At 70.1% G+C, this 23,392-nt stretch carries 18 protein-coding genes; 10 read left to right on the top strand and 8 right to left on the bottom strand.

All coding sequences use genetic code 11. The features are described from left to right. Positions 1–2 precede the first annotated feature (2 nt). Both FXF50_RS00550 and FXF50_RS00545 read left to right on the top strand, forming a co-directional pair. Entirely contained in the window at positions 3–2,480 is a 2,478-nt protein-coding gene (locus FXF50_RS00550; protein ID WP_148425218.1) for an ATP-dependent Clp protease ATP-binding subunit, read from the top strand. Between the two features lie 324 nt (positions 2,481–2,804). Further along, complete coding sequence (locus FXF50_RS00545; RefSeq protein WP_148425217.1) at positions 2,805–4,412, top strand: alpha/beta hydrolase fold domain-containing protein; 1,608 nt, start codon at positions 2,805–2,807, stop codon at positions 4,410–4,412. A 98-nt stretch (positions 4,413–4,510) separates the two neighbouring features. Here FXF50_RS00545 and FXF50_RS00540 read toward each other — a convergent pair whose 3' ends face one another. Further along, entirely contained in the window at positions 4,511–7,132 is a 2,622-nt protein-coding gene (locus FXF50_RS00540) for an SDR family oxidoreductase (protein ID WP_148425216.1), read from the bottom strand. A gap of 1,093 nt (positions 7,133–8,225) precedes the next feature. Here FXF50_RS00540 and FXF50_RS00535 point away from each other — a divergent pair. Together FXF50_RS00535 and FXF50_RS00530 are read left to right on the top strand one after the other, a co-directional pair. Next, a complete protein-coding gene (locus tag FXF50_RS00535; protein WP_148425215.1) occupies positions 8,226–8,585 on the top strand; it encodes a hypothetical protein in 360 nt (119 codons plus the stop codon). A gap of 442 nt (positions 8,586–9,027) precedes the next feature. After that, positions 9,028–9,357: a hypothetical protein gene (locus FXF50_RS00530; RefSeq protein WP_148425214.1), complete on the top strand. Its 330-nt coding sequence runs from the start codon at positions 9,028–9,030 to the stop codon at positions 9,355–9,357. Positions 9,358–9,374: 17 nt separating this feature from the next. On the opposite strand, the gene FXF50_RS00525 is transcribed toward FXF50_RS00530, so the two are convergent. After that, positions 9,375–9,614 (bottom strand): hypothetical protein, encoded by a 240-nt coding sequence (locus tag FXF50_RS00525; RefSeq protein ID WP_148425213.1) that lies wholly within the window; start codon positions 9,612–9,614, stop codon positions 9,375–9,377. 108 nt (positions 9,615–9,722) lie between these two features. On the opposite strand from FXF50_RS00525, the gene FXF50_RS00520 reads away from it, so the two are divergent. Continuing rightward, positions 9,723–10,361, top strand: coding sequence for a class I SAM-dependent methyltransferase (locus FXF50_RS00520; RefSeq protein ID WP_148425212.1), 639 nt, complete (start codon positions 9,723–9,725; stop codon positions 10,359–10,361). Between the two features lie 37 nt (positions 10,362–10,398). Here FXF50_RS00520 and FXF50_RS29105 read toward each other — a convergent pair whose 3' ends face one another. From FXF50_RS29105 to FXF50_RS00500, 5 genes are all read right to left on the bottom strand, one after another. Then, positions 10,399–10,566, bottom strand: coding sequence for a hypothetical protein (locus FXF50_RS29105; protein WP_187399447.1), 168 nt, complete (start codon positions 10,564–10,566; stop codon positions 10,399–10,401). A 56-nt stretch (positions 10,567–10,622) separates the two neighbouring features. After that, positions 10,623–11,078 (bottom strand): hypothetical protein, encoded by a 456-nt coding sequence (locus FXF50_RS00515; RefSeq protein WP_148425211.1) that lies wholly within the window; start codon positions 11,076–11,078, stop codon positions 10,623–10,625. 194 nt (positions 11,079–11,272) lie between these two features. Continuing rightward, positions 11,273–12,241, bottom strand: coding sequence for a hypothetical protein (locus tag FXF50_RS00510; RefSeq protein WP_148425210.1), 969 nt, complete (start codon positions 12,239–12,241; stop codon positions 11,273–11,275). 193 nt (positions 12,242–12,434) lie between these two features. Next, positions 12,435–13,058 carry a TetR/AcrR family transcriptional regulator gene (locus FXF50_RS00505; protein ID WP_148425209.1) on the bottom strand — a complete coding sequence of 208 codons (624 nt, stop codon included), beginning with the start codon at positions 13,056–13,058 and terminating at the stop codon, positions 12,435–12,437. A 214-nt stretch (positions 13,059–13,272) separates the two neighbouring features. Further along, on the bottom strand, positions 13,273–14,913 hold the full coding sequence (locus tag FXF50_RS00500) for an ATP-dependent DNA helicase RecQ (protein WP_148425208.1): 1,641 nt from the start codon (positions 14,911–14,913) through the stop codon (positions 13,273–13,275). A 251-nt stretch (positions 14,914–15,164) separates the two neighbouring features. Here FXF50_RS00500 and FXF50_RS00495 point away from each other — a divergent pair, with 251 nt between their 5' ends. Beyond that, positions 15,165–16,370 (top strand): hypothetical protein, encoded by a 1,206-nt coding sequence (locus FXF50_RS00495; protein ID WP_148425207.1) that lies wholly within the window; start codon positions 15,165–15,167, stop codon positions 16,368–16,370. Between the two features lie 203 nt (positions 16,371–16,573). Here the strand turns inward: FXF50_RS00495 and FXF50_RS00490 are convergent, their stop codons facing one another. After that, positions 16,574–17,092 carry a 4'-phosphopantetheinyl transferase superfamily protein gene (locus tag FXF50_RS00490; protein WP_148425206.1) on the bottom strand — a complete coding sequence of 173 codons (519 nt, stop codon included), beginning with the start codon at positions 17,090–17,092 and terminating at the stop codon, positions 16,574–16,576. 251 nt (positions 17,093–17,343) lie between these two features. Between FXF50_RS00490 and FXF50_RS00485 the strand changes: the two genes are divergently transcribed. From FXF50_RS00485 to FXF50_RS00470, 4 genes are read left to right on the top strand one after another with little or no spacing between them, the layout of a single operon-like run. Next, on the top strand, positions 17,344–19,716 hold the full coding sequence (locus tag FXF50_RS00485; RefSeq protein ID WP_148425205.1) for an AMP-binding protein: 2,373 nt from the start codon (positions 17,344–17,346) through the stop codon (positions 19,714–19,716). A 13-nt stretch (positions 19,717–19,729) separates the two neighbouring features. Then, complete coding sequence (locus FXF50_RS00480; RefSeq protein WP_148425204.1) at positions 19,730–20,755, top strand: iron ABC transporter substrate-binding protein; 1,026 nt, start codon at positions 19,730–19,732, stop codon at positions 20,753–20,755. Further along, entirely contained in the window at positions 20,739–22,340 is a 1,602-nt protein-coding gene (locus tag FXF50_RS00475) for an iron ABC transporter permease (protein ID WP_148425203.1), read from the top strand. The genes FXF50_RS00480 and FXF50_RS00475 overlap by 17 nt, the downstream gene beginning before the upstream one ends. Then, the gene (locus FXF50_RS00470; RefSeq protein WP_148425202.1) at positions 22,337–23,371 is read left to right on the top strand and encodes an ABC transporter ATP-binding protein; all 1,035 of its coding nucleotides are present in this window, start codon (positions 22,337–22,339) and stop codon (positions 23,369–23,371) included. The genes FXF50_RS00475 and FXF50_RS00470 overlap by 4 nt, the downstream gene beginning before the upstream one ends. The last annotated feature ends 21 nt before the right edge of the window (positions 23,372–23,392 follow it).

Raw genomic sequence — 23,392 nt, 5'->3', positions numbered from 1 at the left:
AGATGTCGCTCGACGCGTTCCGCATCCCCGGCGGCTCCTTGGATGACCTGATCAGTCGGTTCTTCGGCGGAGACCCGTTCGCGGGACGTCCGGTGGAGCGCGTGGACCTGTCCCGGCTGCTCTCCACCGAATCGCGGCAGCTGCTGCAACGGGCAGCCGAGCAGGCTGCGGCGTGGGGCAGCCCGTACCTCAACGTCGAGCACCTGCTGTGGGCCGCCGCCCAGTCCGACCCCACCCGCCGGATCCTCGACGCGAGCGGCGCCGACCCCGACGACCTGGCCCGCCAGATAGAGGCGGCCGTCTCCAAGGGCAGGCCACGCGAGGACACGCCTCCGCTCGCGCCAGCGGCGAAGCGCGCCCTGCTCGACGCGCACCGCGAGTCGCGACGGTCCGGCGCGACGTACATCGGCCCCGAACACATCCTGCTCGGCATCGCCGCGAACCCGGAGACGACCGCGGGCCGGGCGTTGCGCGCGCTCGGCGGGGCCGTCACCGGGCCCGTGCGGCCGGCGGGCGGCGCCGACGGGCGCGGGGCCAGCACCACCCCCACCCTGGACCAGTACGGGCGGGACCTCACCGAGGACGCCCGGGCCGGGCGGCTCGATCCGGTCGTCGGGCGTGACGACGAGATCGACGACACGATCGAGGTGCTCTCCCGGCGTACGAAGAACAATCCGGTGCTCACCGGCGAGCCGGGCGTCGGCAAGACGGCGATCGTCGAGGGCATCGCGCAGCGCATCGTCAACGACGACGTGCCCGAAACCCTGGCCAACCGGCGTGTGGTCGCACTCGACCTGTCCGGGATGGTGGCGGGCGCCAAGTACCGCGGTGAGTTCGAAGAGCGACTGAAGAACGTGATCCAGGAGGTGACGGCCGCCGAGGACGGGCTGATTCTCTTCATCGACGAACTACACACCGTTGTCGGCGCGGGCGGCGGCGGCGAGGGGGCGATGGATGCCAGCAACATGCTCAAGCCCGCCCTGGCCCGCGGCGAACTGCACGTGGTCGGCGCGACGACGCTGAACGAGTACCGTCGCTACATCGAGAAGGACCCGGCGCTGGAGCGTCGGTTCCAGCCGATCCTGGTGTCGGAGCCGAGCGTGGAGGACACCGTCGCGATCCTCAAGGGCGTACGCGACCGCTACGAGGCGCACCATCAGGTGCGCTACACGGACGAAGCCCTGGACGCCGCGGCCGAGCTGTCCCACCGCTACATCACCGACCGGTTCCTGCCGGACAAGGCGATCGACCTGCTCGACCAGGCGGGGGCGCGGGTCCGGCTGCGTTCCCGCACCCCGGCTCCGGACAAGAAGGAGATCGAGAAGCGGCTGTCCCAGTTGCGCCGGGAGAAGGACAGCGCGGTGGCGAACGAGGACTACCATCGCGCGGGTGCGCTGAAAGCCGAGATCAGTGCGGCCGAGCGGGACCTGGCGGCGGCGCAGGAGGGCATGCCCCCGGTGCCCGAGGTGCACATGAGCGACATCGCCGAGGTGGTCAGCCGCCGTACCGGTGTTCCCGTCACCCAGCTGACGGAGGTGGAGAAGCAGAGGCTGAGGCGCATCGAGGAGCAACTGCACGAGCGCGTGGTCGGCCAGCAGGAGGCCGTACGGGCCGTGTCGGCCGCCGTACGCCGATCGCGTTCCGGGCTGAGTGACCCCCAGCGACCCGATGGGTCGTTCCTCTTCCTCGGACCCACCGGCGTTGGCAAGACCGAACTGGCCCGGGCCCTCGCCGCGGCGCTCTTCGGCGACGAGTCCACCATGATCCGCTTCGACATGAGCGAGTTCCAGGAACGGCACACGGTCAGCCGGCTGGTCGGGGCGCCCCCGGGCTACGTCGGGTACGAGGAGGCCGGCCAGCTCACCGAGGCGGTCCGGCGCCGGCCGTACTCGGTGCTGCTCTTCGACGAGGTGGAGAAGGCGCACGCGGATGTGTTCAACACCCTGCTGCAGGTGCTCGACGACGGGCGCCTCACCGACTCGCAGGGTCGCACGGTCGACTTCAGCAACACCATCCTGATCATGACGAGCAACATCGGCGCGGACCGCATTCTGGCCGCCCAGACGGCAGGGCGTCCGGTCAGCGACCTGCGCGAGGAACTGATGGGGCTGCTGGGGCAGCGGTTCCGGCCGGAGTTCCTCAACCGGATCGACGAGATCATAATCTTCACCGGCCTGGACCGGGAGCAACTCCTCGAGATCACCGGCCTGCTGTTGGACCGCACCCGCCGCCGGTTGCACGCACAGGACATCAACCTTGAGGTCAGCCCGGACGCCGTGCAGTGGCTTGCCAACCGGGGCTACCAGCCCGAGTACGGGGCGCGGCCACTGCGGCGCAGCATCCAGCGCGAGCTGGAAGACCGGCTGTCCACCCTGCTGCTCGAGGACGGGGCGAATCCGGGCGACACCATCGAGGTCGACGTCGTCGGCGGCGAACTCGACCTCTCGGTCCGGCCCGCCGCCGTGCCGGCCGGCACGTGACGCTCGCCCCTGCCGGGGCGGACGACACGCAGGAGATCTGCGGGGGCGGCGTCCAGCTGACGCCGCCCCACTTCTCGTGCCTAACCGATCACCGTCACGGTGCCGGCCTCACAGCGGGCGAGCCAGCCGGTCGGCAAGGATGCCGGTGAACCGGGACCGGTCGGCCAGCTCCCCACCCTCGGCGAGCAGTTACGAGTCCGATCTGCGTTGACCGAACATCCCTGGCGACAGCCGCTCGGGGGCTGACGATGCGGCTTGTCGACATGCCAGGTTATGCCGCGAAGGCGGTGCCGGTTGCGGTAAGTGTGGAGGAGGAGGTGTCCGATGACGCTGCCGTACGCGACCTTGCCGGGCGACCTCGACCGCCTGATCGCCGACGAGCACGTGGTGGCGAACCGCCTCTTCGAGCACCTCGAGGCCGGACGCGGTGACCGGCGCATGCTGGTCGACCAGTTGAGTTACGGCCGCGCCCTGCACGCCGAGGCCGAGGAGGAGGTGTTGTATCCGGCGCTGGCCGAGATCGGCGCCGCCGCGGACGCCGAGGAGGGGCGGGACGAGCACCAGGCCCTCAAGACGCTGCTCGTCCTGCTTGACCATGCGGATCCCGGCAGCCACGCATTCGAGCGGGCGCTGAACAAGCTGATCGGCGGTGTCCGGCACCACATCGAGAAGGAGGAAGGGGAGTTCCTGCCGGCGCTGCGTCGGGCGGTGGGCGCGGAGGAGATGGGTCGGCTCGGCGAGCGGTACCTCGCCGCCAAGCGGTCGGTCCCGGCCCGCTCGCATCCCAGCGTCCCGCCGAACGGACGCCGTCGCAGGCTCATGCACGTGGCCGCCGGGCTCATGGACGAGGTACGCGACCGGGTATCCGGCCGCAGCAACGTCCTGTCCACCGACGCCTCCTGCCTGCTCGACACCCAGGCGCAGCGGATCCTCGACACCTGGTCCCGACTGGTACTGGCCCCGTACGAGCTCCTCACCCTCGAGCAGGCCCGCCAGCAGCCGAGCCTCGCCGACGCGGCGATGAAGATCCTGCGGCAGGACGGGCGGCCGACGGACCCCGAGGAGGTCGGATCGGCAGCGGATGTCACCGTGCCCGGCCCGGGTGGTGATCTGGTCGTACGCGTCTACAAGCCGCTCGGCCAGACCTCCCATCCGGTGCCCGTCGTGATGTGGGTGCACGGTGGCGGTTGGATCCTGTTCACGAACGACGACTATGACGCGTCCTGCCGTGCCCTGGTCAACCGGACGGGCGCGATCGTGGTGTCGCCGGAGTATCGCAAGGCTCCCGAGCACGTGTTCCCGGCCGCCCACGAGGACGTGCTGGCCACCTACCGGTGGCTCCGGACCAACGTCACCGGGCTCGGCGGCGACCCGTCACGCATCGCCATCGGCGGCGAGGGCGTCGGGGCGAACATGGCGGCCTCGACCTGCGGTCAGCTCAAGCAGGCAGGTGAGCCACTGCCCGTGGCGCAGGTGCTCGTCTGCCCGCTGACCACCACCGACCAGTACGGCGCGTCCATGCGGGACGCCGCAGACGCCCGGCCGCTGAACCGTCCACTGCTGTCCTGGATGATGATGCACGCCTTCCGTGGCGTGACCGACAGCCTGAAAGACCCCAGGGTCGATCTGCTCCCGCTGCCCGCGCAGGCCCTCGCCGGTCTGCCGCCGACACTGATCGTCACCACCGACCGCGACGTGCTGCAGAGCCAGGGCGACGAGTGGTGCGCGCGCTTGGAGGCCGCCGGCGTGCGGGCCACGTCGGTCCGTTACCAGGGAGTGATGCACGACTTCTTCGGCCTTGCCGCGGTGCTGGACAAGGCCGCGCAGGCCCAAGAGGAGGTCGCTCTGCACCTGCGCCAGGCGTTCGGGGAGGCCCCGGCCGCACATCCGCCGGATGGTGCGCCAATGCGAGGGGCCAAGGTCATCGGGTGACGCTGGCTGCCATGTCGCCGATTGGGCCCTGTTTGGCTCGACGACCGCATCCGATGGCAGGTCCCCCTGATCACTCGACTGCTGTCAGTCCCCGAGGCTCACGGGTTGGGCACTGTGCTCGTGCTGCCCAGCCGGGGAACCTGCTCGTTCCTGTCCCGTTCGGGCTGGCGACGCGGTTGCTGATCACGTTGACCGAGCGGACGGGACGGCTGGTTCAGCGCCTCGGACCGGTCCGGGCCGCGGTGCAGGACCGGCTGGCCGGATGTCGCCAGCGCGGTGAGACGCCGGCCCAGCAGGGGCGCGCCGAGCAGGTCGACGAGGCTGCGTACGGCCTGCCGCCGGGAGGGCATGAACCAGAGGAAGAACCCGGCCCGCATCAGCCAGCCCAGCCAGCCGGTGACCTGCACCCCGTACAGCTCGACGGCGCCCTTGCCGACCCCCAGGCTCGCCGCCTGTCCGAGACCGCGGTAGGTGAACCGGCGCGGCGCCCTGCGTCGTAGCGTCGCCGCGATGTTCCCGCCGATCCACACCCCGTGCTTGATGGCCCAGAGCGCGTTGGCGGGGCAGGGTTCTCCTTTGACCGGATGCAGCACGCGGGCTTGGTCACCACCGGACCAGACTCGGCTGCCCGCCCCGCGTACCCGCAGGTACTCGTCGGTGACCAGGCGGCCGTCGCGCGACTCCAGCCGCTCCGTGCCGGGCAGTGCGGCCACCGCCTGGCCCAACGTCGACACGACCAGGCCGCTGGCGAGCACCGAGCCGTCATCGAGGTACGCGCCGTCCCCGTCGACCCGCACCACCCGGGTCCGCAGATGCAGTCGTACGCCCGCCCTCGTGAGCTGGCGTTGCGCGTACCGGGCCAGCCGGGCGAACCGGGGACGCAACTGCGGCAGCAACTCGTGGCCGCCGTGCACGAGATGCACCTGCGGCTCGATCTCGCGCAGCACCCGGTAGCGGGGGCGCAGGCTGCGGAGAATCTCGGCGACCGTGGCCGACATCTCCACGCCGGTGAACCCGCCCCCGACGACGACCACCGTGAGCAACTCGCGGCGGGTCTGCTCGTCCGGGCTCGCCTCGGCCAACTCCACCTGCGTCAACAGCCGCTCCCGTACGGCGGCGGACCCGCCCGGGTCCTTCAGCGACCAGCCGTGCTCGGCCAGCCCCGGAACGCGGGCCAGGTCGTCGTGGCTGCCGCAGCCGATGACGAGATGGTCGTAGCGCAGAGTCAGGGTCTCCCCGCCGGTGCCGACCAACGCTACGGTGACCTCGCGACGGGCCAGGTCGACGTGCTGCGCGGTGCCCCGGACCAACTGCGCCAAGGGGCAGGTGGTCCGCAGCGGGCTCCGCTCGTGCCCCTCGGCGATGATGCCGCCGAGCACCTCGGCGGTGAAGCCATGGAACGAGTGGTAGCCGAGTGGGTCCACAAAGACGATCTCCACGTCGCCCCGGCGCACCTGCCGGCCCAGCCGCCGCCGCAGCGATTTGTACGTCCACACCGACGTGTAGCCGCCGCCGAGCAGGACGATCCGGGTCGGACCGGCCGGCTCGGGCGCCGCGAGCGGCGCCCCGACCGGCGCGGCGAACTGCGCGGCGGACTGCGCGGCCGGGGACGGGCCCAGCGGGGCCTGCTGCCGCTGACGCTGGACGTTGTCGAGGTACCAGCGGCCGTAGGCGACGATCTCGTCGTCGGGGAACAGCATCGTCCCGGCGTCGGGCCGGCCCAGCGCCTGGTCGCTGTTGACCCGGTCGAAGAGCTTCTCGCCGACCAGGTACGACCGGTAGAACTCGATACCCTTCGCGAACGCCCGGTCGGTGTCGTCGAGCTGGGACCGGTCGGTGACGTACTCCGGTTCCGGCAGCCCGGCCAGCGCGAAGATCCGACGCAGCACGTCCCCGGCGGCCGGCGGGGTGGAGTTGGTGAGGTGGAAGATGCGTTCCGGGCTTCCCGAGGCGGCGATGCCCACCATCTGCTCGACCACGGCGTCAACGGGGACGAAGTTCAGCGGCGTGCCCGGATCGACCAGCACCCGCACGGGCCGGCGCAGCCGCTCCGGCGCGCGTACCGAGAGGTTCTGCGCGAACGCGGCGAGCCGGCGCTGAAACCCGTACATCCCGGTGTAGCTGCCGACGACCGCCCGGGTGCGGCTGTGGCCGACCACGATGCTGGGCCGCAGAATGCGCGTGGCCGTGCCGGTGTGGGCGTGCACCAGCGCTTCGGCCGCCGCCTTGCTGCGCTCGTACGCGTTGTTGCTGCCGTCGGGCGCGATGAGCCGCTCCGTGATCACACCGTCGCGGGTGCCCGTGACATACGCCGTGCTGACGTAGTTGAAGGCGGCGGCGCCGAGCCGGTCGGCGAGGTCGAGTGCGTGCCGGGTGCCGTCGACGTTGGTGGTGAAGATTTCCGCCACGGCGGACTCCTCGTAGCGCAGCGATGCCGCGCTGTGCCAGAAGTCCGCGATCGGGCCACGGATCGGCTCGACCAGGCCGCAGTCCGGCCGGCTGACGTCACCGGCGACGGTACGCACCCGCTCGCCGATGTCGACGCGCCGGCCGTAGGCGCCCGCCGCGCTGATCAAGAGGCTCCGCAGCCGCGTGTCCGGGTCCTGCGCACCGGACCGCACCAGGCACACGACGTCGTCGTCGGTACGCTGCAGCAACTCGAGGATGAGCGCCAGCCCGACGAAGCCGGTGCCGCCTGTGACGACGTGCGCTCTGTTCACGGTGGCCCCCCCACAGTAGTAACAATCAAGACCTCAAAAGCTAGGCGTGGCGCTGCGTGCCAGTCGCGCCCTTGTCAGAGAGCCGCCAGTCGTGGTGGCCGAACGGCCACCCGGGCCTCCTCCCCGGTCTCCAAAACGGACTCGCCGTGCTGACCGAGTGGCCGGATGCCGCCATCCACGGGTGCTGCCCTCGTCCTCATCGGTCGACCCCAGCTCCCAGTTCCCGGCGTCCCGAGGGCAATGGGACAGCTGTCACGACACCCCGGGATGACCGGCTCGACCTTTTGAGGACTGGATAAGGAGTGAGAGCGGCACGCCTACGACATCTGATCCGTAGGAGCATCCCGCATCCGCAATCACCGCCTCGCCTCCCCGCTGGCTCGTGGCCGTCGTTCATCCGGTGGCGGCTGTTGGCGTCGTGCTGGGGTCAGGCTGGGGTCAGAGACTGGCAGCTTGGGAATTGCCGATGTTCGCCTGTCTATGGGCATGGCAGCGTGGTCTCGCGGGTCTCTCGTGACCCCGGTTGGCCCCAACTCGCCCCGGCTAATGGCACGCTAATGGCATGGTGGGCTGCTTTCCGACGCTATACCGAGGAGGATCCGATCATGATGACGGTCGACGGGCAGGACTTTCGCATTCGTGAGCGTGCTGAAAAGCCTGTCGCGTACGACTTCGACTGGCTCAGTGGGCCGCACGACCACGGCTTCACCAATTCCGGGTCCGTTTCGAAGAGAGCGCTCAGCCGTTCCTAAATGCCTGAAACGCCTAGCTGCGGAAGCCTCCTTGCCAGCCGCTACTGCTCGCTGGTGACCGCTCAGGTCAGCGGCTACTGGCCCACAGCATGTTGTCGGTATCCCCGCGCTTCGAGCAGTTGATCGGCTCCGGGCTGCCGCCGCGACGTCGGGATATCGGGCAGGGAAGATCTACGCCCGGGCGTAGGCGGGACGCGGCCACCACCCGGATCTGTCATGCTGATCGGCCAACTCTCTCCCCCGGGTGGGCGACGTCGGAGGACGCAGTGACTTCTGTGAGCAGGCAAGACCCAGCGGCGGAAGCGGTGCACGTATGGCCCCGCACCTTGGTAGGGGCGGGGTTGCTGGCCTCCACCCTCGTGGCGGGCTACCTGACCGTGGTGCAGGGCAATGGCCCGGCATGGTGGCTGGCGTGGTGGCTTCCGGTCCTGATTGCGGCAATGCCCTTGCTCGCTGTGCATCGTCGGCCGTTTCGGAACGCCTGCTTGGCAAGCGCGGTGCTGATACTGGTCCTGGCGGTCCTGGGCTTCTGGTTCCTGTCGTTCGTCCACGTTCCGACCGCGCTTATTCTTCTCGCCGCTGCGGCCGCGGATCCGCGGCAGGCGCCCAAGCGGGCTTGTGTGGCGGTGGTCATGGGCGGATTGGTGGCGGCGGCGGCAACTACGCTATTCGTCACGGCCTGGGCGAACTCCTCGGCATAGCTGGCCCGCTAGGCGCCAAAAGGCCTTGAACCCCTGAGACAAGGCATCGTTCCCGGGCTGCGCGCCCTCCCACACAGCACACAGCCAGGTCATAACTCACGGCGGGGGGTCTGCCGGCAACCACCGACAGCAGGGGTAAAGGCGTCATCGGCGTTTCCTGGCGGATCTCCTCGTCGGGCAGTCTCCGACCGTCCAGCCTCCCCGGACGGGGACAAGGTGGAGCGCCCTACCGGACGAGTCTCATTGCCATCTGTCAAGCGTCGGCGCCAGCGGCCCGGAGCGGCCTGAAGATTAGAAGAAGATCAGGGATGGCTGGTCGCGGCAACCTGCCCCTGCTCAAGGCGTCTGCCGCTGTCGGATCGCGTCGGCCTTGGTCGACAGTGTTGGCTGTACGAATGGCTGTAGGGCCGCGAAAGGCTGCTGCGGCATGTTGGGAGGCTCGGTGGCGCTCAACAAGCGAGGCGGTAGGCCGATCGTTGTCGATGGCAAGGGCTATCGCTGGATCGTCCGCCGGAAGCCGACGTACAGCCAGGGCTTGACCTGGTCGCCGCTGAGCTTTGCTGCTGAGCGGACGGAGCCGCCTGGCCGCGCCACTCTCGTCGTCCAGCTGGCGTCGCGTCATCCGGGCAACTGGATGAACGCTCCGTCGTCTCCGGTGCTGCCTTCGGCGGTCGCCAGCGCCATACGACACGCGCTCGACCTTGGGTGGCAGCCGGATCACCCCGGATCGCCTTTCATGCTGACCCTCGGTGATGAGGACCAACTTCCGTAGCCATCGCAGGCCACCCGTCATTCCGAGTCATCGACCCAATCCATGCTGGGGTCCTCTTCGTCGGGTGACGTTGCGATCACCTGGTCCCATGCCTGGACGATGGCTGCGGCCTGCCGCTCGCTACAAGCCAAGCCACTGAGCAGGACGTTGCTCTGATAGTCGAGGATCTCGAAGCGCCATCGATCGAGTTCAGGCCGGTGTTCCAGCGTTGCCCAGAAGTGGCCGGAAAGATCGCTGACGAACACCTCGTCTGCCACGTACCGCTCCCCTGCCTCAAAGCCCATCGCTGTCGAAGATCCCCGCCGGAGGCATCGGTTGCGGTCCTTAAGGCCGTGACAGTCCGACGAGTCACTACCCTGTCCGGGATGAGCGATCAAAGCTGGTTGGCTGACACCCGTACTTCCTTTGACACAGTCGCGGTCAGCTACGCCGGCCAAATGCGCGACGCTGTCGCTGTCGAGCCCTACCTACGAGGAAGTCTTGCGCTGTTCGCCGAGATGGTCCACGACGCCGGTGGCGGGCCGGTGGCAGACGTTGGCTGCGGGCCAGGGCACGTGACCGCCCACCTCAGCAAGTTGGGCGTCGATGCGTTTGGCATCGATCTTTCACCTGCAATGGTCGACGTGGCTCGGCGTGACCACCCCGGCCTGCGATTCGAGGTGGGCTCGATGACGGACCTGGACATCGCCGACGCCTCGGTTGCCGGCCTGCTCGCCTTCTGGTCGCTGGTCCACGTGCCCGATGAGGCGGTCTCCACGGTTTTCGGCCACTTCAGGCGGGCGCTACGTCCGGGCGGACTGCTGCTACTCGGCTTTCATGTCGGCGACGTCTCGCGGCTGAAGACACAGGGCTACGGTGGCCACCCGATGAAGGTCTACGTCCACCGTCGCCAGCCTGGCCAGGTGGCAGCCTGGCTGCGCGATGCCGGATTCACGGTCGAGGCTCAGATGCTGCTCTATCCGGACCAGAGCACTCCCGGGGCCCTCCTCTTCGCGCGCCGCTAGGCCTAGCTTGATCGCACCCTCGATCCACGCCGTTGCGCTAGCACAGACATCGTCTAGCCGAACCTGTCACCCAACACCTGCTGGCCTGCCCGCCGACCCAGGCCCGGGTGTCGCGCAGGAAACGGCGTTCGAGGAAGCTCATCTGCCGGTCGTAGTCCCGGGCCTGCCGGTCCCAGACCCGCCGCTGCTTCTCGTCGCTGCTCACCTCGGCGACGATAATCCGCCCGTGCCACCCGCACCGACACGAGCTTCAGGTCCGCCTCACTGTTGAGCATTGAGAAACCCGACGGCGGTGGCGGTCCACCATCCGGCCTGCGAGATCGCCATGACCAGGGTTGCCGCCAGCAGCAGCCTCCACGACGGGGGCTCGATGTCCACCTCCGCCAACCGCTGCTGCACCTGCGGCCCGAAAAGACCGTTGATCGCCACGACCAGCACCGCGACGAGTTTCACCATGGTGAGGGGCGCGGACGTGTCGGGCGCCAGGACCACGCCGCTGAGCGCCAGTCCGCCCAGGCCGAGCCAGATCGGCGCGTGAACGCCGCGCGCGACCTGCACGACGGTAGCCAGGCTTCGGCGGCGCAGCAGCCACATCAGAGCGAACCAGTCCAGGGTCAGCACCGCGCCGAAGCCGAGCACCAGCGCGGCCAGGTGGGCGAAGAGCGCCAGCTGCCGGACGCCTGCGCTCGCGGCCAGGTGTGGGGCGACGAAAAGCATGCCCGTCCAGGTGACCAACAGCGCCAGAACCTGGGACGCGGTCCAGCATCGGAGGCGAGAACGGCGCATCCTACGGACGCGGGCGCTCCCATGCAGAGCTGTCATGACGATCTCCGCGATGCTTGCGTGCCGGAACAGCGTGGACGGGCCCTGTCCTGCCGCGGCCCGCCCACTCTGCGTTGTCGGTGGCGCCGTCAGCGCTCGGCGATCCAACCGGTCATGATGCCCATGACGTTCTCGTGCGGATGGTCGGCGACGTAGCGAGCCGCGACCTCCAGGACATCGCCGCGACGGACGGTCGCGACCGGAGCGCCGACGCACGGTGGTGCGCTGGAGATTTCGGCATTCCCGTGCTCGTCAATGAACTCGGGTGAGCCGCCCAGGACCACGGTGACCGCGCACATTCGCTGGCCCGTGGTGAGGTTGGTGGCGGTGATGGTCCTGCCGCCGTGGTGCAGGTGGCCCTTCAGGTAGACGACCTCACCGCTCACCGTCGAGGTCCATCGTGCGGTTCGGGTGGTGTCTCCGGCGGGAACGTCGTAGGTGGGGTTGAGGCAGCCGACCACGTCCAGCCACATCGGGGTGACCGGCGTCAGTCGCCGCGCGGCCGGGCCGGTGACGTAGCTGTACTCGATGGAGATGTAGACCGTCTTCTCCGCGTGGGCGTGGTTCATCAGGTCGTACACCATGCTCCACCGGTCGCTCGGGTTGACCCGCATCCCGTACCCGGCGGGCAGGGTCGCCGGGGTCCGTTCGTTGCCGGACGAGAACAGGCGCTTCGGGCCCAGCCCGCCGAGGCGGCACACCAGGTCCGGCTTCCCGAGCTGGCCGATCACGGCGTGGTGCAGCATCGGGCCGGTGTTGATGTTGGCGTTCCTGCCGTCCTCGTACACCAGGTTCGGCTTGATCGCGGTCAGCATGCAGTTCGTGCAGGGCTTTTCGACGTCGAATGCCAGCCGATTCCCGGTGCTGCCCATCTCGTCGTGCGAGTGACCGGTGGCGGCGGGAAGCGTCCACGGACCGTAGCGAATGGTCCTCGTCTCGGTCGCCGCGGGCCGCTGCTGGTCCTCGTCCGCGGCGCTCGCCACCGGGATGCCGGCAACGGGGGTGCCGGCGACGGCGACCGCGGCGGCCACCGTCAACGCCAGTCTGCGCAGAGACACCATGTCCTCCCCTTCCTGGGTTGTGCCCTACTCCCGAACGGGTCCATATACGGACGTATATGGCTAGTGACCGTTCAGTAACTTGACTCGTCCAGGATGACCAGAGCAGCGATGGTTGTCAATGGATGCCAGGTGCAGCGCTCAACCGACACCTCGTGCGCGGACCTGCGAGAGGCCGAGCCCGGACCCCGGCCTACCGCGGGCGCTCGTCGACCGGCAGTCCCTGCTGGCGGGCGAGGGCCAGCAGGGCGACCCGCAACTGCGGTACGGGTAGCGACGTCACCGGACCGTCGAACCAGCGCCCGATCGCGGTCCCGCCGACCACGCTGAGCATGAAGCGGGCCAGTTCGTCGGCGACGGCCGGGCGGTCGGCGAGGTCGAAGACGTGGCGGAGCGAATCGACGGCCCACTGCCGCAGGGCGAGCCGATACTGCCCCAGCTCGGCGAGGGCCCTGACGGCGGCCCCCTTGTCCAGCATGCCCAGATCGAGCAGCAGCCGCAGGTCGTGCGGGTGCTGCTCGAACGCGGCGCTCGCGCCGTCGAGGAACGCGGTGAGCCGCTCCCCCACCGTGCCACCGACGGGGGTCCCCGGGAGCGAGTCGACGAGCTGCTGGCGGGCCCGGCGGAGCACGGCGAGGTAGATCCCGTCCTTGCTGCCGAAGTGCCAGTAGATCGAGCTGGCCGGCGACCCGGAGGCGGCGGAGATCTTCGAGATCGAGGTACCGGCGTAGCCGAGCCGCGCCATCAGTGCCATGGCGGCGTCGAGGATCGCTTCGCGGGAAGGCACCTCGGCACCGTGGAGGGCGGCGTCCGGCATGGCGTCCAGCGTAGGGCCGATCGCCGCCGGTAGCGACCCGCAGGTTTCCAGCGCGACGACGCACCTTCCGGCTCTCCCGGCGAGGGTTCAGCGAGCAGGACCGGGCCACAGTTGCAGTCGAGACGCGGGATAGCTGTAGTCGGCGGATACCTCGTTGAGGAAGAAATCGGGTGGGGAAGAGTTCTTCGAGGCAGGGCCGGTCTCGACGCGCTCCTTACCGGGAATGTGCCTCCAGCGCCAGCAGGCCCTGCGCTTGCACGACAGAGACCGACAGGGTCTTGTAGCCGACCTCGTCGAAGAGCACCGTCATACGGTCCTTCTCGTAGCCGAGAACCATGCCTGATCCCCATTTGGGGTGCCGCACCAGGCTGTGGAGTGGGTACGGGCCGTCGCCCGGAAGCGCTTCGGAGGTACCGCCCTGGCAGTTGTCGCAGTGGCCGCAGGGTCGGCTCAACTGCTCGCCGAAGTAGCCGAGCAGCGACTGCATCCGGCAGCCACGGCTCTCGGCGAAGCGGCGCATCATGTCGGTGCGGGAGCGCTGCCCGGCCTGGTAGCGGCCGTACTCGGCCAGCGCCTCCCGCGCCGCCTGGTCGGGAAGCGGGGCATACGGGCCGGCCCTCAGTTCGCCCCTCGGCCCGGTCGTGGCCGCCCCAACCTGCTCGAGCAGGCTGAGGTGGGCGGCGATCTTGCGCGGGCTCAGGCCGGTGGCCTTGGCCAGCGCGGAGCGCGTCACCGGGCCGGCATGCAGGGTAGCGGCGACCGTTCGCAGCTCGTCCAGGTCAGGTGCGCCGCCCTTGAAGAAGCGTTGCAGCGCAATGTCCTCGGCTCGGTAGAGCAGCAACGCCCTGGCCGGCTCACCGTCGCGCCCTGCTCGCCCGATCTCCTGCAGGTAGCTGTCCGGTGAATCGGGTAGCGCCACGTGTGCCACCCAGCGGATGTTCGGCTTGTCGATGCCCATCCCGAACGCCGACGTGGCGACCATGATCGGGATCCGGTCGGCGAGGAAGTCCTCGTGGCGGCTGCGACGTAGCCCGGCCGCCATGCCACCGTGGTAGGCCTGCGCGGGATAACCCGCCTCGGACAGCCGTTGCGCGAGGTCCTCGGCGGCACGCCGGGTCGGCACGTACACGATGCCGGGCGGGTCGGCCTCCTTGAGCAGGGTGAGCAGCCTGCGCCACCGGTAGTCCTCGCTGGGGCAGTGCGCGGCCGCCACGAAGAGGTTCGGGCGGTCCAGCCCGGACAAGACCAGCCGCGGCTTGCGCATGCCGAGCCGCGTGGTGATGTCATCGCGCACCGGCGGCGACGCCGTGGCGGTCAGTGCCACGACGGGTGGTCTGCCCAGGCCGCGGACAAGGTGGCCGATGGAAAGGTAGTCGGGGCGGAAGTCGTGGCCCCACGACGAGATGCAATGCGCTTCGTCAACCGCCACCAGCGCCGGGCGCAGCGCGCGGACCTGGGCCAGCCGTTCCGGCGAGCTGAGCTGCTCCGGGGTGATGAACAGGAATCTCGCCGTACCCGAGCGCAGCTCGGCCAGCGCGGCCTCCTGCTTGCTCTGGCTCTCCGCGGAACTGATCCGGACCGCCCGCAACGCCGGATCGTCGCGCTGGTTGAGGTTGCTTATTTGGTCCTGCTGTAGTGCCAGTAGCGGTGAGATCACCACCGTCGGGCCGCGCAGCAGCGTGGCGGGAACCTGGTACACCGCAGACTTCCCACCCCCGGTCGGCAGGACGACCAGCGCGTCACGGCCCGCGAGCAGGGCCCGCATAGCGCGCATCTGCGTGTCGCGCAGCCTGTGCCAGCCGAAGTGCCGACGGGCCGCGCGGCGTAACCGCCAGGAACGGAAGATCGTCATCATCGACGGGCATGCTAACCAACCGCACCGACGAACCCAAGATCCCTCCAAGGCCCGTCGTACGCCTCGTCGTCGGTCACGCGCCAGTGCAGGCCGGGAAGTTGCAGCCGGTCGAAGACACCGAAATCGACTGAGTGGGCGCGAGACAGATCGGTGCTTTTGGGGAGCAACAGGAAGCATGAACTCCGCACGCGTTTCCCAGCCCGACCATGAACAGTTGCACAAAATGTGACGGCGACATTACGGCGATCATCATGACCCCGACGGCGACGCGCCCCGGATGGCCGAGCAGGTGGGCCGAGCGCGAGAACGACCGGCGGCGACACGAATACGCCATACGGGCCCGGGCCTGGCACCGACGCCACGACGAGCTGATCCGACTGCGGATCGAGGCAGCCGGGTTCCTCGGATGTATGCAGCCACGTACCGGCCTGCCGGTCGACCTTGACGACGACGAGGTTGTCTACCGGGTGCTGCCCGCCGTCGAGCTGGTCGAGGCGCAGGCACGCCACGTCCCCGGACTACCCACGCCCGGGCTTGCCGGCGCCGCGGCAAGCGTCGGCGCACCCGGCCGCCCACTGCCGGGCGCCCTGCGGATCGTCGACGCTGGCATGGCCGTCGTCACGAACCATCGGGTGGCCTTCTCCGGACACCGACGCCGGCGCGAGTGGCGATACCTGGCGATGGTGGGACCCGCGCATCACCCCGACATCCCACTCACGCTGCTACACACCACCGACGGGGGCCGGCTCGCCGGGCTGCTCGTGCCCGGCACCGCCACCGTGAACTTCCGCTTCTACCTCACCCTCGCCTTCGCCGCCGCCACCGGGAAACGCGCCGCCGTCGCCGCGCAGATCGACAACCTGCTCGCGGCGCACCAGGGCACTCGGCCGCTACCACCACCACCGGTAGAGCCAGACCAAGCCACGCCGACTCCACTACGCCCCGGCCGTCTGACCGCGGCCGCTGCCGCCCTCCTCGCACTGGCGTTCGCCGCGCTGTCTGCCGGCACGCTGAAACCGGAACAGCCCGACTCGCCGCACCGGGCAGGGGCACCCCACAACGCCACCGTCGACCCGCCGCGCGCCATCGGCACCACCGTCCCGAGCACGCCGGCAACGCCTGCGACGCCGACCAGCGGTACGCGCCCGTCGCCGACGGAAGCGGCCCCGCCGCCGACGGGCGGGGCACCACGACAAGACAGATCGGTCCCGCGTCAAGCCGAGGCGAGCCGTGGAACCGCCGCTAAATCAGCGGCCACGGACTCCGCTGGCAACTCGAAAACGACCACTCGTCGTGTTCGGACGGCCGATTCGACCGCGAGCACAACGCCGCGCCCGACCACCGGCCCAGCCTCAACCGGGTCCCCCTCGCCAGAGCCTTCGATGGTCAGCCGTTGCCCGGGGCTCCTACAGCTACCAATCGTTGAGCCGCTCCTCTGCCCACCAGCCAATCACTGATAGATGCACAAGCACCTGACCGCCGGCTGAGTGACGGCGGCTGCGTGGACAGGAATGTCTCCTCGGCGCCGCGCGGGCGGATCGGGCGTCGCGTTGACACCGATGCCGATCCGGAAGCGGCGGCGGTTGCCAACCTGACCGGCCGGCCTCTAGTTGATCAGGCGGGCCGCGATCGGCTGCACAGCCGCCGCGGGGCCAAATTGTCATGTAGATGGCGAGAGCAGGGGCGTCGCGTCGACCACCTCGACCGCGGCCGCCTCCCGGCTGGTGGCCAAGGTCAGCACGTGCCCGGGCGCAGGGGGCGGCAGCCGGTGGAGTGTCAGGCCCGGCCCGCCACCGGCCTTGAACCGGGCTTCTGCGATTGTCCAGGCGACCACCTCCCACACCGGCCGATCACCGGTCCGCTCGACATCGACCCCGACCCGCCCGCCGCCGGGCAGGGCTGCGACGGTCACCACCGCGCCGCTGTGCGACACCGACATGTGCAGTGCGGTGCCGGGCAGCGTCGGCCGACCGTGCCAGCGGCCGCAGTGAGAGCAGGTCCGGTCCACCGTCACCGCCTCGGCGGGAACGCCGAGCATCGAGCCGGCGACGGAGCGCAGCAGTGCCGCTCCGAGCAGGAACCGGGCGCGATCCGCCTCAGCTACGGCCCGATCGAGGCGCTGCCGTTCGCGGGGGTCGAGCAGGTTCATCAATCCGACGTGGGCCCTGGTCAAGCCCACGGTGAACACCGTGATCCTGCTCGTCGTCGACGGTTGGACAGCCACAGGTCATTAGGTTAGCCTCACCTACCGTGTCTCTGCTGGATCCCCGGCGGGTGCGCGCCGCCGTCCCAGTGTCTGACACGGCCGACACGCACCACCCTGCCCTTATCGACTCGGCCGGCCGTCTCAGTTACGGGGAACTGGCCGACCGGGTGGCTGCGCTCGCGGCCAGCCTGCCGCCAGCGCTGGCTGGTCGTCGGCTCGTGCACGTGCCGCTGGCACCGCATCGCGACCTGGTGCTGGGCTACCTGGCAGTGCTGTCGGCCGGGCACGTGGCACTGGTCACCCCGTCCGAGCATCAGTCCATCACCGCGGTCTACCAGCCCGACCTGTCGCTCCGGCCGGACGGCACCTTCGTGAACGCGACGCCGAGCAGTGACACCGCGCAACCGCGGCACCTCCTGCATCCCGATCTGGCGCTGCTGCTCAGTACGTCGGGCAGCACCGGCTCACCCAAGCTGGTTCGCCTCAGCCACCGCAACGTGGTCAGCAACGCCGAGGCGATCGCGGCCGCGCTGTCGATCACGCCGGCCGACCGTGCCGTCACCTCGCTACCGCTGCACTACTGCTTCGGGCTGTCGGTGCTGCACGCCCAACTCCGCGCGGGTGCCACCACGGTGCTGCGGCCCGGGTCGGTGACCGACCCCGGCTTCGCCGATGACCTGCGCCGCGACCGGGTGACTCTGGTCGCCGCCACTCCGCACGTGGTGGATCTGCTCGACGTCCAGGGTGTGCTCGGCCATCTGCCTTCCCTCCGGCTGCTCGCCCAGGCCGGCGGCGCGTTGCCGCCGGCGCGGGTGCGGGAGCTCGCCGCCCGGGGCCGCGCGGCGGGCTGGGAGATGGCAGTGATGTACGGCCAGACCGAGGCCACCGCGCGGATGGCCGTATTGCCACCCGAACTGTCGGAGCGGTACCCCGATGCGGTGGGATGGCCGATCGCCGGGTCGGCGTTCCGGCTCGACACGGCCGGAATCGACGAAGCGGTGGGTTCGCCCGACGGCTCGGTCGGCGAACTCGTGTTCACGGGACCGGGCGTCATGCTCGGGTACGCCGAGCAGCCCGACGACCTGGCCCTGGGTCGGATGCACACCGAGCTGCGGACCGGCGACCTGGCGCGGATCGACGCGGACGGGCTGGTCCGGATCGTCGGGCGGCGGTCCGACTTCGTGAAGATCATGGGAATCCGGATCGACCTCGGTCAGGTCGAGCGCTCCCTGCGCGGCCAGGGGCTGCAGTCCTGCGTCACCGGGCGCGACGATCAGCTTCAGGTCACCTACCGGCGCTGCGCGCAGTCCCCCGACCAGGTTCGCGACCGGGCAGCGCAGCTCTCCGGTCTCAGCCGGTCGGTGATCTCGGTCCGCGCGGTCGACGACCTCCCGCTGCTGCCCAACGGCAAGATCGACCGCCGGCGCAGCGCCGAACTGCACGTCACGGAGAGCTCCGGCCAGCAGGCGGAGACCGCCGCTGCGGTGGTCGCGGTGCTGGAGCCGCTCGTCGGCCCCGGTGGCGTCGACCCCGACCGGTCGTTCGTCGAGCTCGGCGGCGACTCCTTCAGCCACGTCGTGGCGTCCGTCGGCCTGACGCGTCTGCTCGGTGACCTGCCGTCTGACTGGCACCACCGCCCGGTGCGCGACCTGATCGCGCTCGCCGACCGGGTGCCGCGTTCCCGGTGGTGGCGTCCGCTGGCACGGGTGGAGACGACCGTCGTCCTGCGCGGCGTGGCGGTGGTGACGATCTGTGGCAGTCATGTCGGGTTGTTCCGGCTGCCCGGCGGAGCGCACACCCTGCTCGCGGTCGCGGGTTTCCTGTTCGCGAGGTACGTACTCGCCTCGCCGACGACGGGGCAGCGCGCGCGGCGGACCGCCCGGATCGCGGTCGGGGTCGTCGTCCCGGCGGTGACCGTGGCGGCGGTGATGCTGTTCGGGTTCGGAACGGTCCACTGGTCGAACCTCGCGCTGGTGCACTGGCTCGCCCGGCCGCGGGACATCAACGACTTCTGGTTCGTCGAGGCCTACCTGGTGATCATGTCTGCCACCGTCGCCGCGCTGGCTGTTCCGTGGCTACGGGCCGCATACACCGCCGACGCCTGGCGCACCGCGATGGTCGCTCTGGGCGTGCTGCTGGTGCCCCGCTATCTGGTGCTCGCGTTGTACGACGGTCCGCTGCGTGGCCTGCCCGGCACGGTGGCATGGCTCTTCGTGGCGGGGATCGCGATGGCGGTGGCCGACAGCCGGAAGCGCCGCCTGGTCACCGTGGCGGTCGCCGCCGGCGCCGCCTTCGGCTTCTTCGCCGGAGATCCCGCACGCAACCTGACCATCATGGTCGGGCTCACTGTGCTGGCGCTCGTACCCGCGCTGCCAGTGCCGCGGCTGCTCGTCCGTCCGCTCGGCGCACTGGCGGCCGCCTCACTGCACATCTACCTCGTGCAGTTCCAGGTGTTCGCGTTCTTCGATTCTCCGATCGTCCAGTTCACGGCCGCGATCGCCACCGGTCTGGGGTTCTGTGCGGTCGGCAACCACGTCCTGCGCCGGCGGCTGTCGCCTCGGCCCGCGGTCGCAGTCATCCGGCGAAGCAACTCGTGAGAGAGGACATGACATGCGTCGACGCACGTTCCTGACCGGCCTGGGGGCCCTCGGGGCGGTGGGCCTGGTGGGGTGCGGGTCGAAATCCGAGGGCGGGTACAAGGCCGACCCCGATGCGCTGCAGGTCTACTCCGCGCAGCACGAGAACCTCACCAAGGCGTGGGCCGAGGCGTTCACCTCGGCGACCGGCATCAAGGTGCAGGTCCGCAAGGGCTCCGACGCATCGATGGGTCATCAGATCGTGGCCGAGGGCTCCGCGTCGCCCGCCGACGTGTTCCTCACCGAGAACAGTCCGGCGATGACGCTGGTCGAGCGGAACAAGTTGCTCGCCCCGCTGGACGAGGCGACCCGGCGGCAGGTGCCGGCTCACCTGACCCCGTCGTCGAAGTCGTGGACCTCGATCGCCGCCCGGTCGACCGTGCTGGTCTACAACACCGCCAAACTCGACAAGGCCGACCTGCCGAAGTCGCTGATGGATCTCGCCGCGCCGCGGTGGAAGGACCGCTGGGGGTGCGCCCCGGGTGGTGCCGACTTCCAGGCCATCGTCGCGGGCATGCTCGCCGGTCAGGGCGAGCAGAAGACCACTGACTGGCTGAACGGCCTGAAGTCCAACGCCCGAGTGCTGCAGAACAACATCGCCACGATGAAGTCGGTCAACGCCGGTGAGATCGAGTGCGGCGTGATCTACCACTACTACTGGTACCGGGACCAGGCTGGCACCAGGGAAGGCAGCGCGAACACGGCCCTGCACTACTTCCGTAATCAGGACCCCGGCGCGTTCGTGTCGCTGTCCGGAGGTGCCGTGCTGGCCCGGACGAAGAAGCCGGCCGAGGCCCACAAGTTCCTGGCGTTCATCACCAGCAAGGCCGGGCAGCAGGTGCTGGTCGACTCCCAGTCGATGGAGTACGCCGTGGGCAGCGGTGTCGACTCGGCTCCCGCGCTGCCGCCGTTGAACAGTCTGCAGGCGCCCCCGGTCGATCCCTTCACGCTGAACTCCGAGAAGGTGACTGAGCTGATGACCGATGTCGGCATCATCTGACCTCCGCGAGTCCCCCGCCGCCGGGTACCCGGAACGGGTGGCGCCCCGGCCGGTCGTACGCGCCCGCCGGTCCACCCGGATGCCGTGGCCTGTCGTGACGGGCGCGCTGCTTGTCGCGGCCGTGATGGTCCTGCCGGTCCTGGTCGTGGTCGGCCAGGCCTCCACCAGTGGCGACGAGGCGTCGAGGCTGCTGCTGCGGCCGAGAACGGCCGAACTGCTCGGCAACACCATGCTCCTCGTCGTGCTGACCGTTCCGATCACCGTGCTGCTGGGCTGTGGCGCGGCCTGGCTGGTGGAACGGACGACACTGCCGGGCGCCGGCACGTGGCGCACCCTGCTCCTGGCACCGCTCGCCATCCCGGCGTTCGTCAGCAGCTACGCCTGGACGTCGGTGCTGCCGCAGGTCCAGGGGCTGGGCGGCGCGGTGTTCATCACCGCCCTGGCCTACTACCCGTTCGTCTTCCTGCCGGCCGCGGCCCTGCTGCGGGCGCTCGACCAGGGGCACCTCGACGCCGCGCGGTCGCTCGGCTCATCCGGTCTGGGAGCGGTACTGCGGGTGGCGATGCCGCAGTTGCGACCGGCCATCACCGGTGGCGCGTTGCTGGTGGCCCTGCACCTGCTGGCCGAGTTCGGCGTCCTGCAGATGATGCGGTTTCCCACCTTCACCACGGCGATCCTCCAGCAGTTCGCGATCGGGTTCAGCAACGCCGCCGGCAGTCTGCTGGCCGCGGTCCTGGTGGTGCTCTGCGTCGGTCTGCTGGCGCTCGAGGTGCCACTGCGCGGCCGCACACGGATCGCCCGGGTGGGCGCCGGCGCCCGGCAGCGTCCGGTCGCGTACCGCCTGGGCGCGTGGACCGTCCCCGCGTCCGCCGCACTCGCCGCGCTGGTCGGCTTGGCGCTGCTGGTTCCGCTGGTGTTGGTGCTGCGTTGGCTGGTGCGGGCGGTCACGTCCGGCGCGGTGTCCGTCGGCCCGCTGCTCACGGCGACCGGTTCGACCGTCGGCCTTGCGGTGCTGGCGGGCCTGGCGGCGTCGGTCGCCGCGCTGCCCGCTGCCTGGCTGCTGCACCGGTACCCGTCCCGGCTGTCGACCACGCTGGAGCGGGTGACCTATCTGGCGAGCGCACTTCCCGGGGTCGTGATCGGGCTGGCGCTGGTGACGCTGGCGGTGCAGTGGGCCCGTCCGGTCTACCAGACCGCCGCACTCGCGGTGCTGGCCTACACGGTGCTCTTCATGCCCCGCGCCATGGTCGCCTGGCGGTCCGGCCTGGCCGCGGCTCCGCCCGAACTCCTCGAGGCATCACGTTCGCTCGGGCTGTCCGGTCTCCGTACCCTTATCCGGGTGGTCCTCCCGCTGGTCCTGCCATCGGCGCTGACCGGATTCGTGCTGGTCTTCCTCGCGACGTCGACCGAACTGACAGCGACCCTCCTCCTCGCCCCGACCGGCACCGAGACGCTGGCCACCGCGTTCTGGTCGGCCAGCGACCAGTTGGACTACGTGGCGAGTGCCCCGTACGCTGCGGCGATGATCGCCCTGTCCGCCCCGCTCACCGTCCTGCTGCGCCGGCAGATCCTGGACCAGCGATGAGCGGCGCCGGCATCTCCATCACCGGGCTCACCGTCGGGTACGGCGGCCCGCCGGTGCTGGATCAGGTCGATCTGCACGTGCGCGCGGGCGGCGTCACCGCGGTGCTCGGTCCCTCCGGCAGCGGCAAGACCACACTGCTGCGGGCGATCGCCGGGTTCATCCGGCCCGACCGCGGGCGAATCGAGGTACGCGGCGAGGTGCTCACCGACGGACCGACGTTGGTCGCTCCGGAGCGGCGCGGCATAGGTTACGTCCGACAGGACGGCGCACTCTTCCCGCACCTCGACGTCGCCGGCAACATCACCTTCGGGCTGCCGAGAGCCGAACGGCGCCGCGCGGCCCAGGTCGAGCCGTTGCTCGAACTCGTCGGCCTGTCACCGAGCCTGGCCCGCCGCCGACCGGACGAGCTGTCCGGCGGGCAGCAGCAGCGCGTCGCGCTCGCCCGGGCCCTGGCCCGCGAACCATCCGTGGTGCTGCTCGACGAGCCGTTCTCATCGCTCGACACCGCGCTGCGCGCCGCAACCCGCGAGGCCACCCGTGCCGCTCTCGCCGCGCAGGGCGCAACCACCGTCCTCGTGACACATGACCAGGCCGAGGCGTTGTCGTTCGCCGACCAGGTGGCCGTCATGTTCGACGGTCGTTTCGCCCAGATCGACAGCCCGGCCGGCGTCTACGGCGCACCGGCCACGCCCGAGGTCGGCCGGTTCCTGGGCGACGCGATGCTCCTCGACGGGCAGGCCGTCGGCCGGACCGTCTCCTGCTGCCTGGGCCGGCTCGACCTGGCCGAACCGGCCACCGGCGACGTACTCGTGCTGGTCCGACCCGAGCAACTCGTCCTGAGCGAGCCGTCCGACATCACGGCTTCGGTCTGGTCGGTGACCTACCAGGGCGCCGACGCCATGGTCCGCCTGGAACTGGTCGGCCAGACCACCCGTCTGGTGGCGCGCGTCCCCGGCGATCGCGTACCGCACGTGGGCGACAAGGTGGGTATCGCCGTACCCGCTGCCGTCCGCTCGTTTCCCCGACACTGACTGGTGGATGAGGGGCGTCGC

It is taken from the genome of Micromonospora sp. AP08, assembly GCF_008085935.1.
In the GTDB taxonomy this organism is placed as follows: Bacteria; Actinomycetota; Actinomycetes; order Mycobacteriales; family Micromonosporaceae; genus Micromonospora; species Micromonospora chersina.
This window is presented reverse-complemented; position numbering and strand designations above follow the sequence as displayed.

Bases quoted from the DNA above. Each gene is read 5' to 3' on its own strand.
- FXF50_RS00550 (WP_148425218.1), top strand. From the start codon at position 3: ATGTCGCTCGACGCGTTCCGCATCCCCGGCGGCTCCTTGGATGACCTG.
- FXF50_RS00545 (WP_148425217.1), top strand. From the start codon at position 2,805: ATGACGCTGCCGTACGCGACCTTGCCGGGCGACCTCGACCGCCTGATC.
- FXF50_RS00520 (WP_148425212.1), top strand. From the start codon at position 9,723: ATGAGCGATCAAAGCTGGTTGGCTGACACCCGTACTTCCTTTGACACA.
- FXF50_RS00515 (WP_148425211.1), bottom strand. From the start codon at position 11,078: ATGCTTTTCGTCGCCCCACACCTGGCCGCGAGCGCAGGCGTCCGGCAG.
- FXF50_RS00505 (WP_148425209.1), bottom strand. From the start codon at position 13,058: ATGCCGGACGCCGCCCTCCACGGTGCCGAGGTGCCTTCCCGCGAAGCG.
- FXF50_RS00500 (WP_148425208.1), bottom strand. From the start codon at position 14,913: ATGATGACGATCTTCCGTTCCTGGCGGTTACGCCGCGCGGCCCGTCGG.
- FXF50_RS00495 (WP_148425207.1), top strand. From the start codon at position 15,165: ATGACCCCGACGGCGACGCGCCCCGGATGGCCGAGCAGGTGGGCCGAG.
- FXF50_RS00480 (WP_148425204.1), top strand. From the start codon at position 19,730: ATGCGTCGACGCACGTTCCTGACCGGCCTGGGGGCCCTCGGGGCGGTG.
- FXF50_RS00475 (WP_148425203.1), top strand. From the start codon at position 20,739: ATGTCGGCATCATCTGACCTCCGCGAGTCCCCCGCCGCCGGGTACCCG.
- FXF50_RS00470 (WP_148425202.1), top strand. From the start codon at position 22,337: ATGAGCGGCGCCGGCATCTCCATCACCGGGCTCACCGTCGGGTACGGC.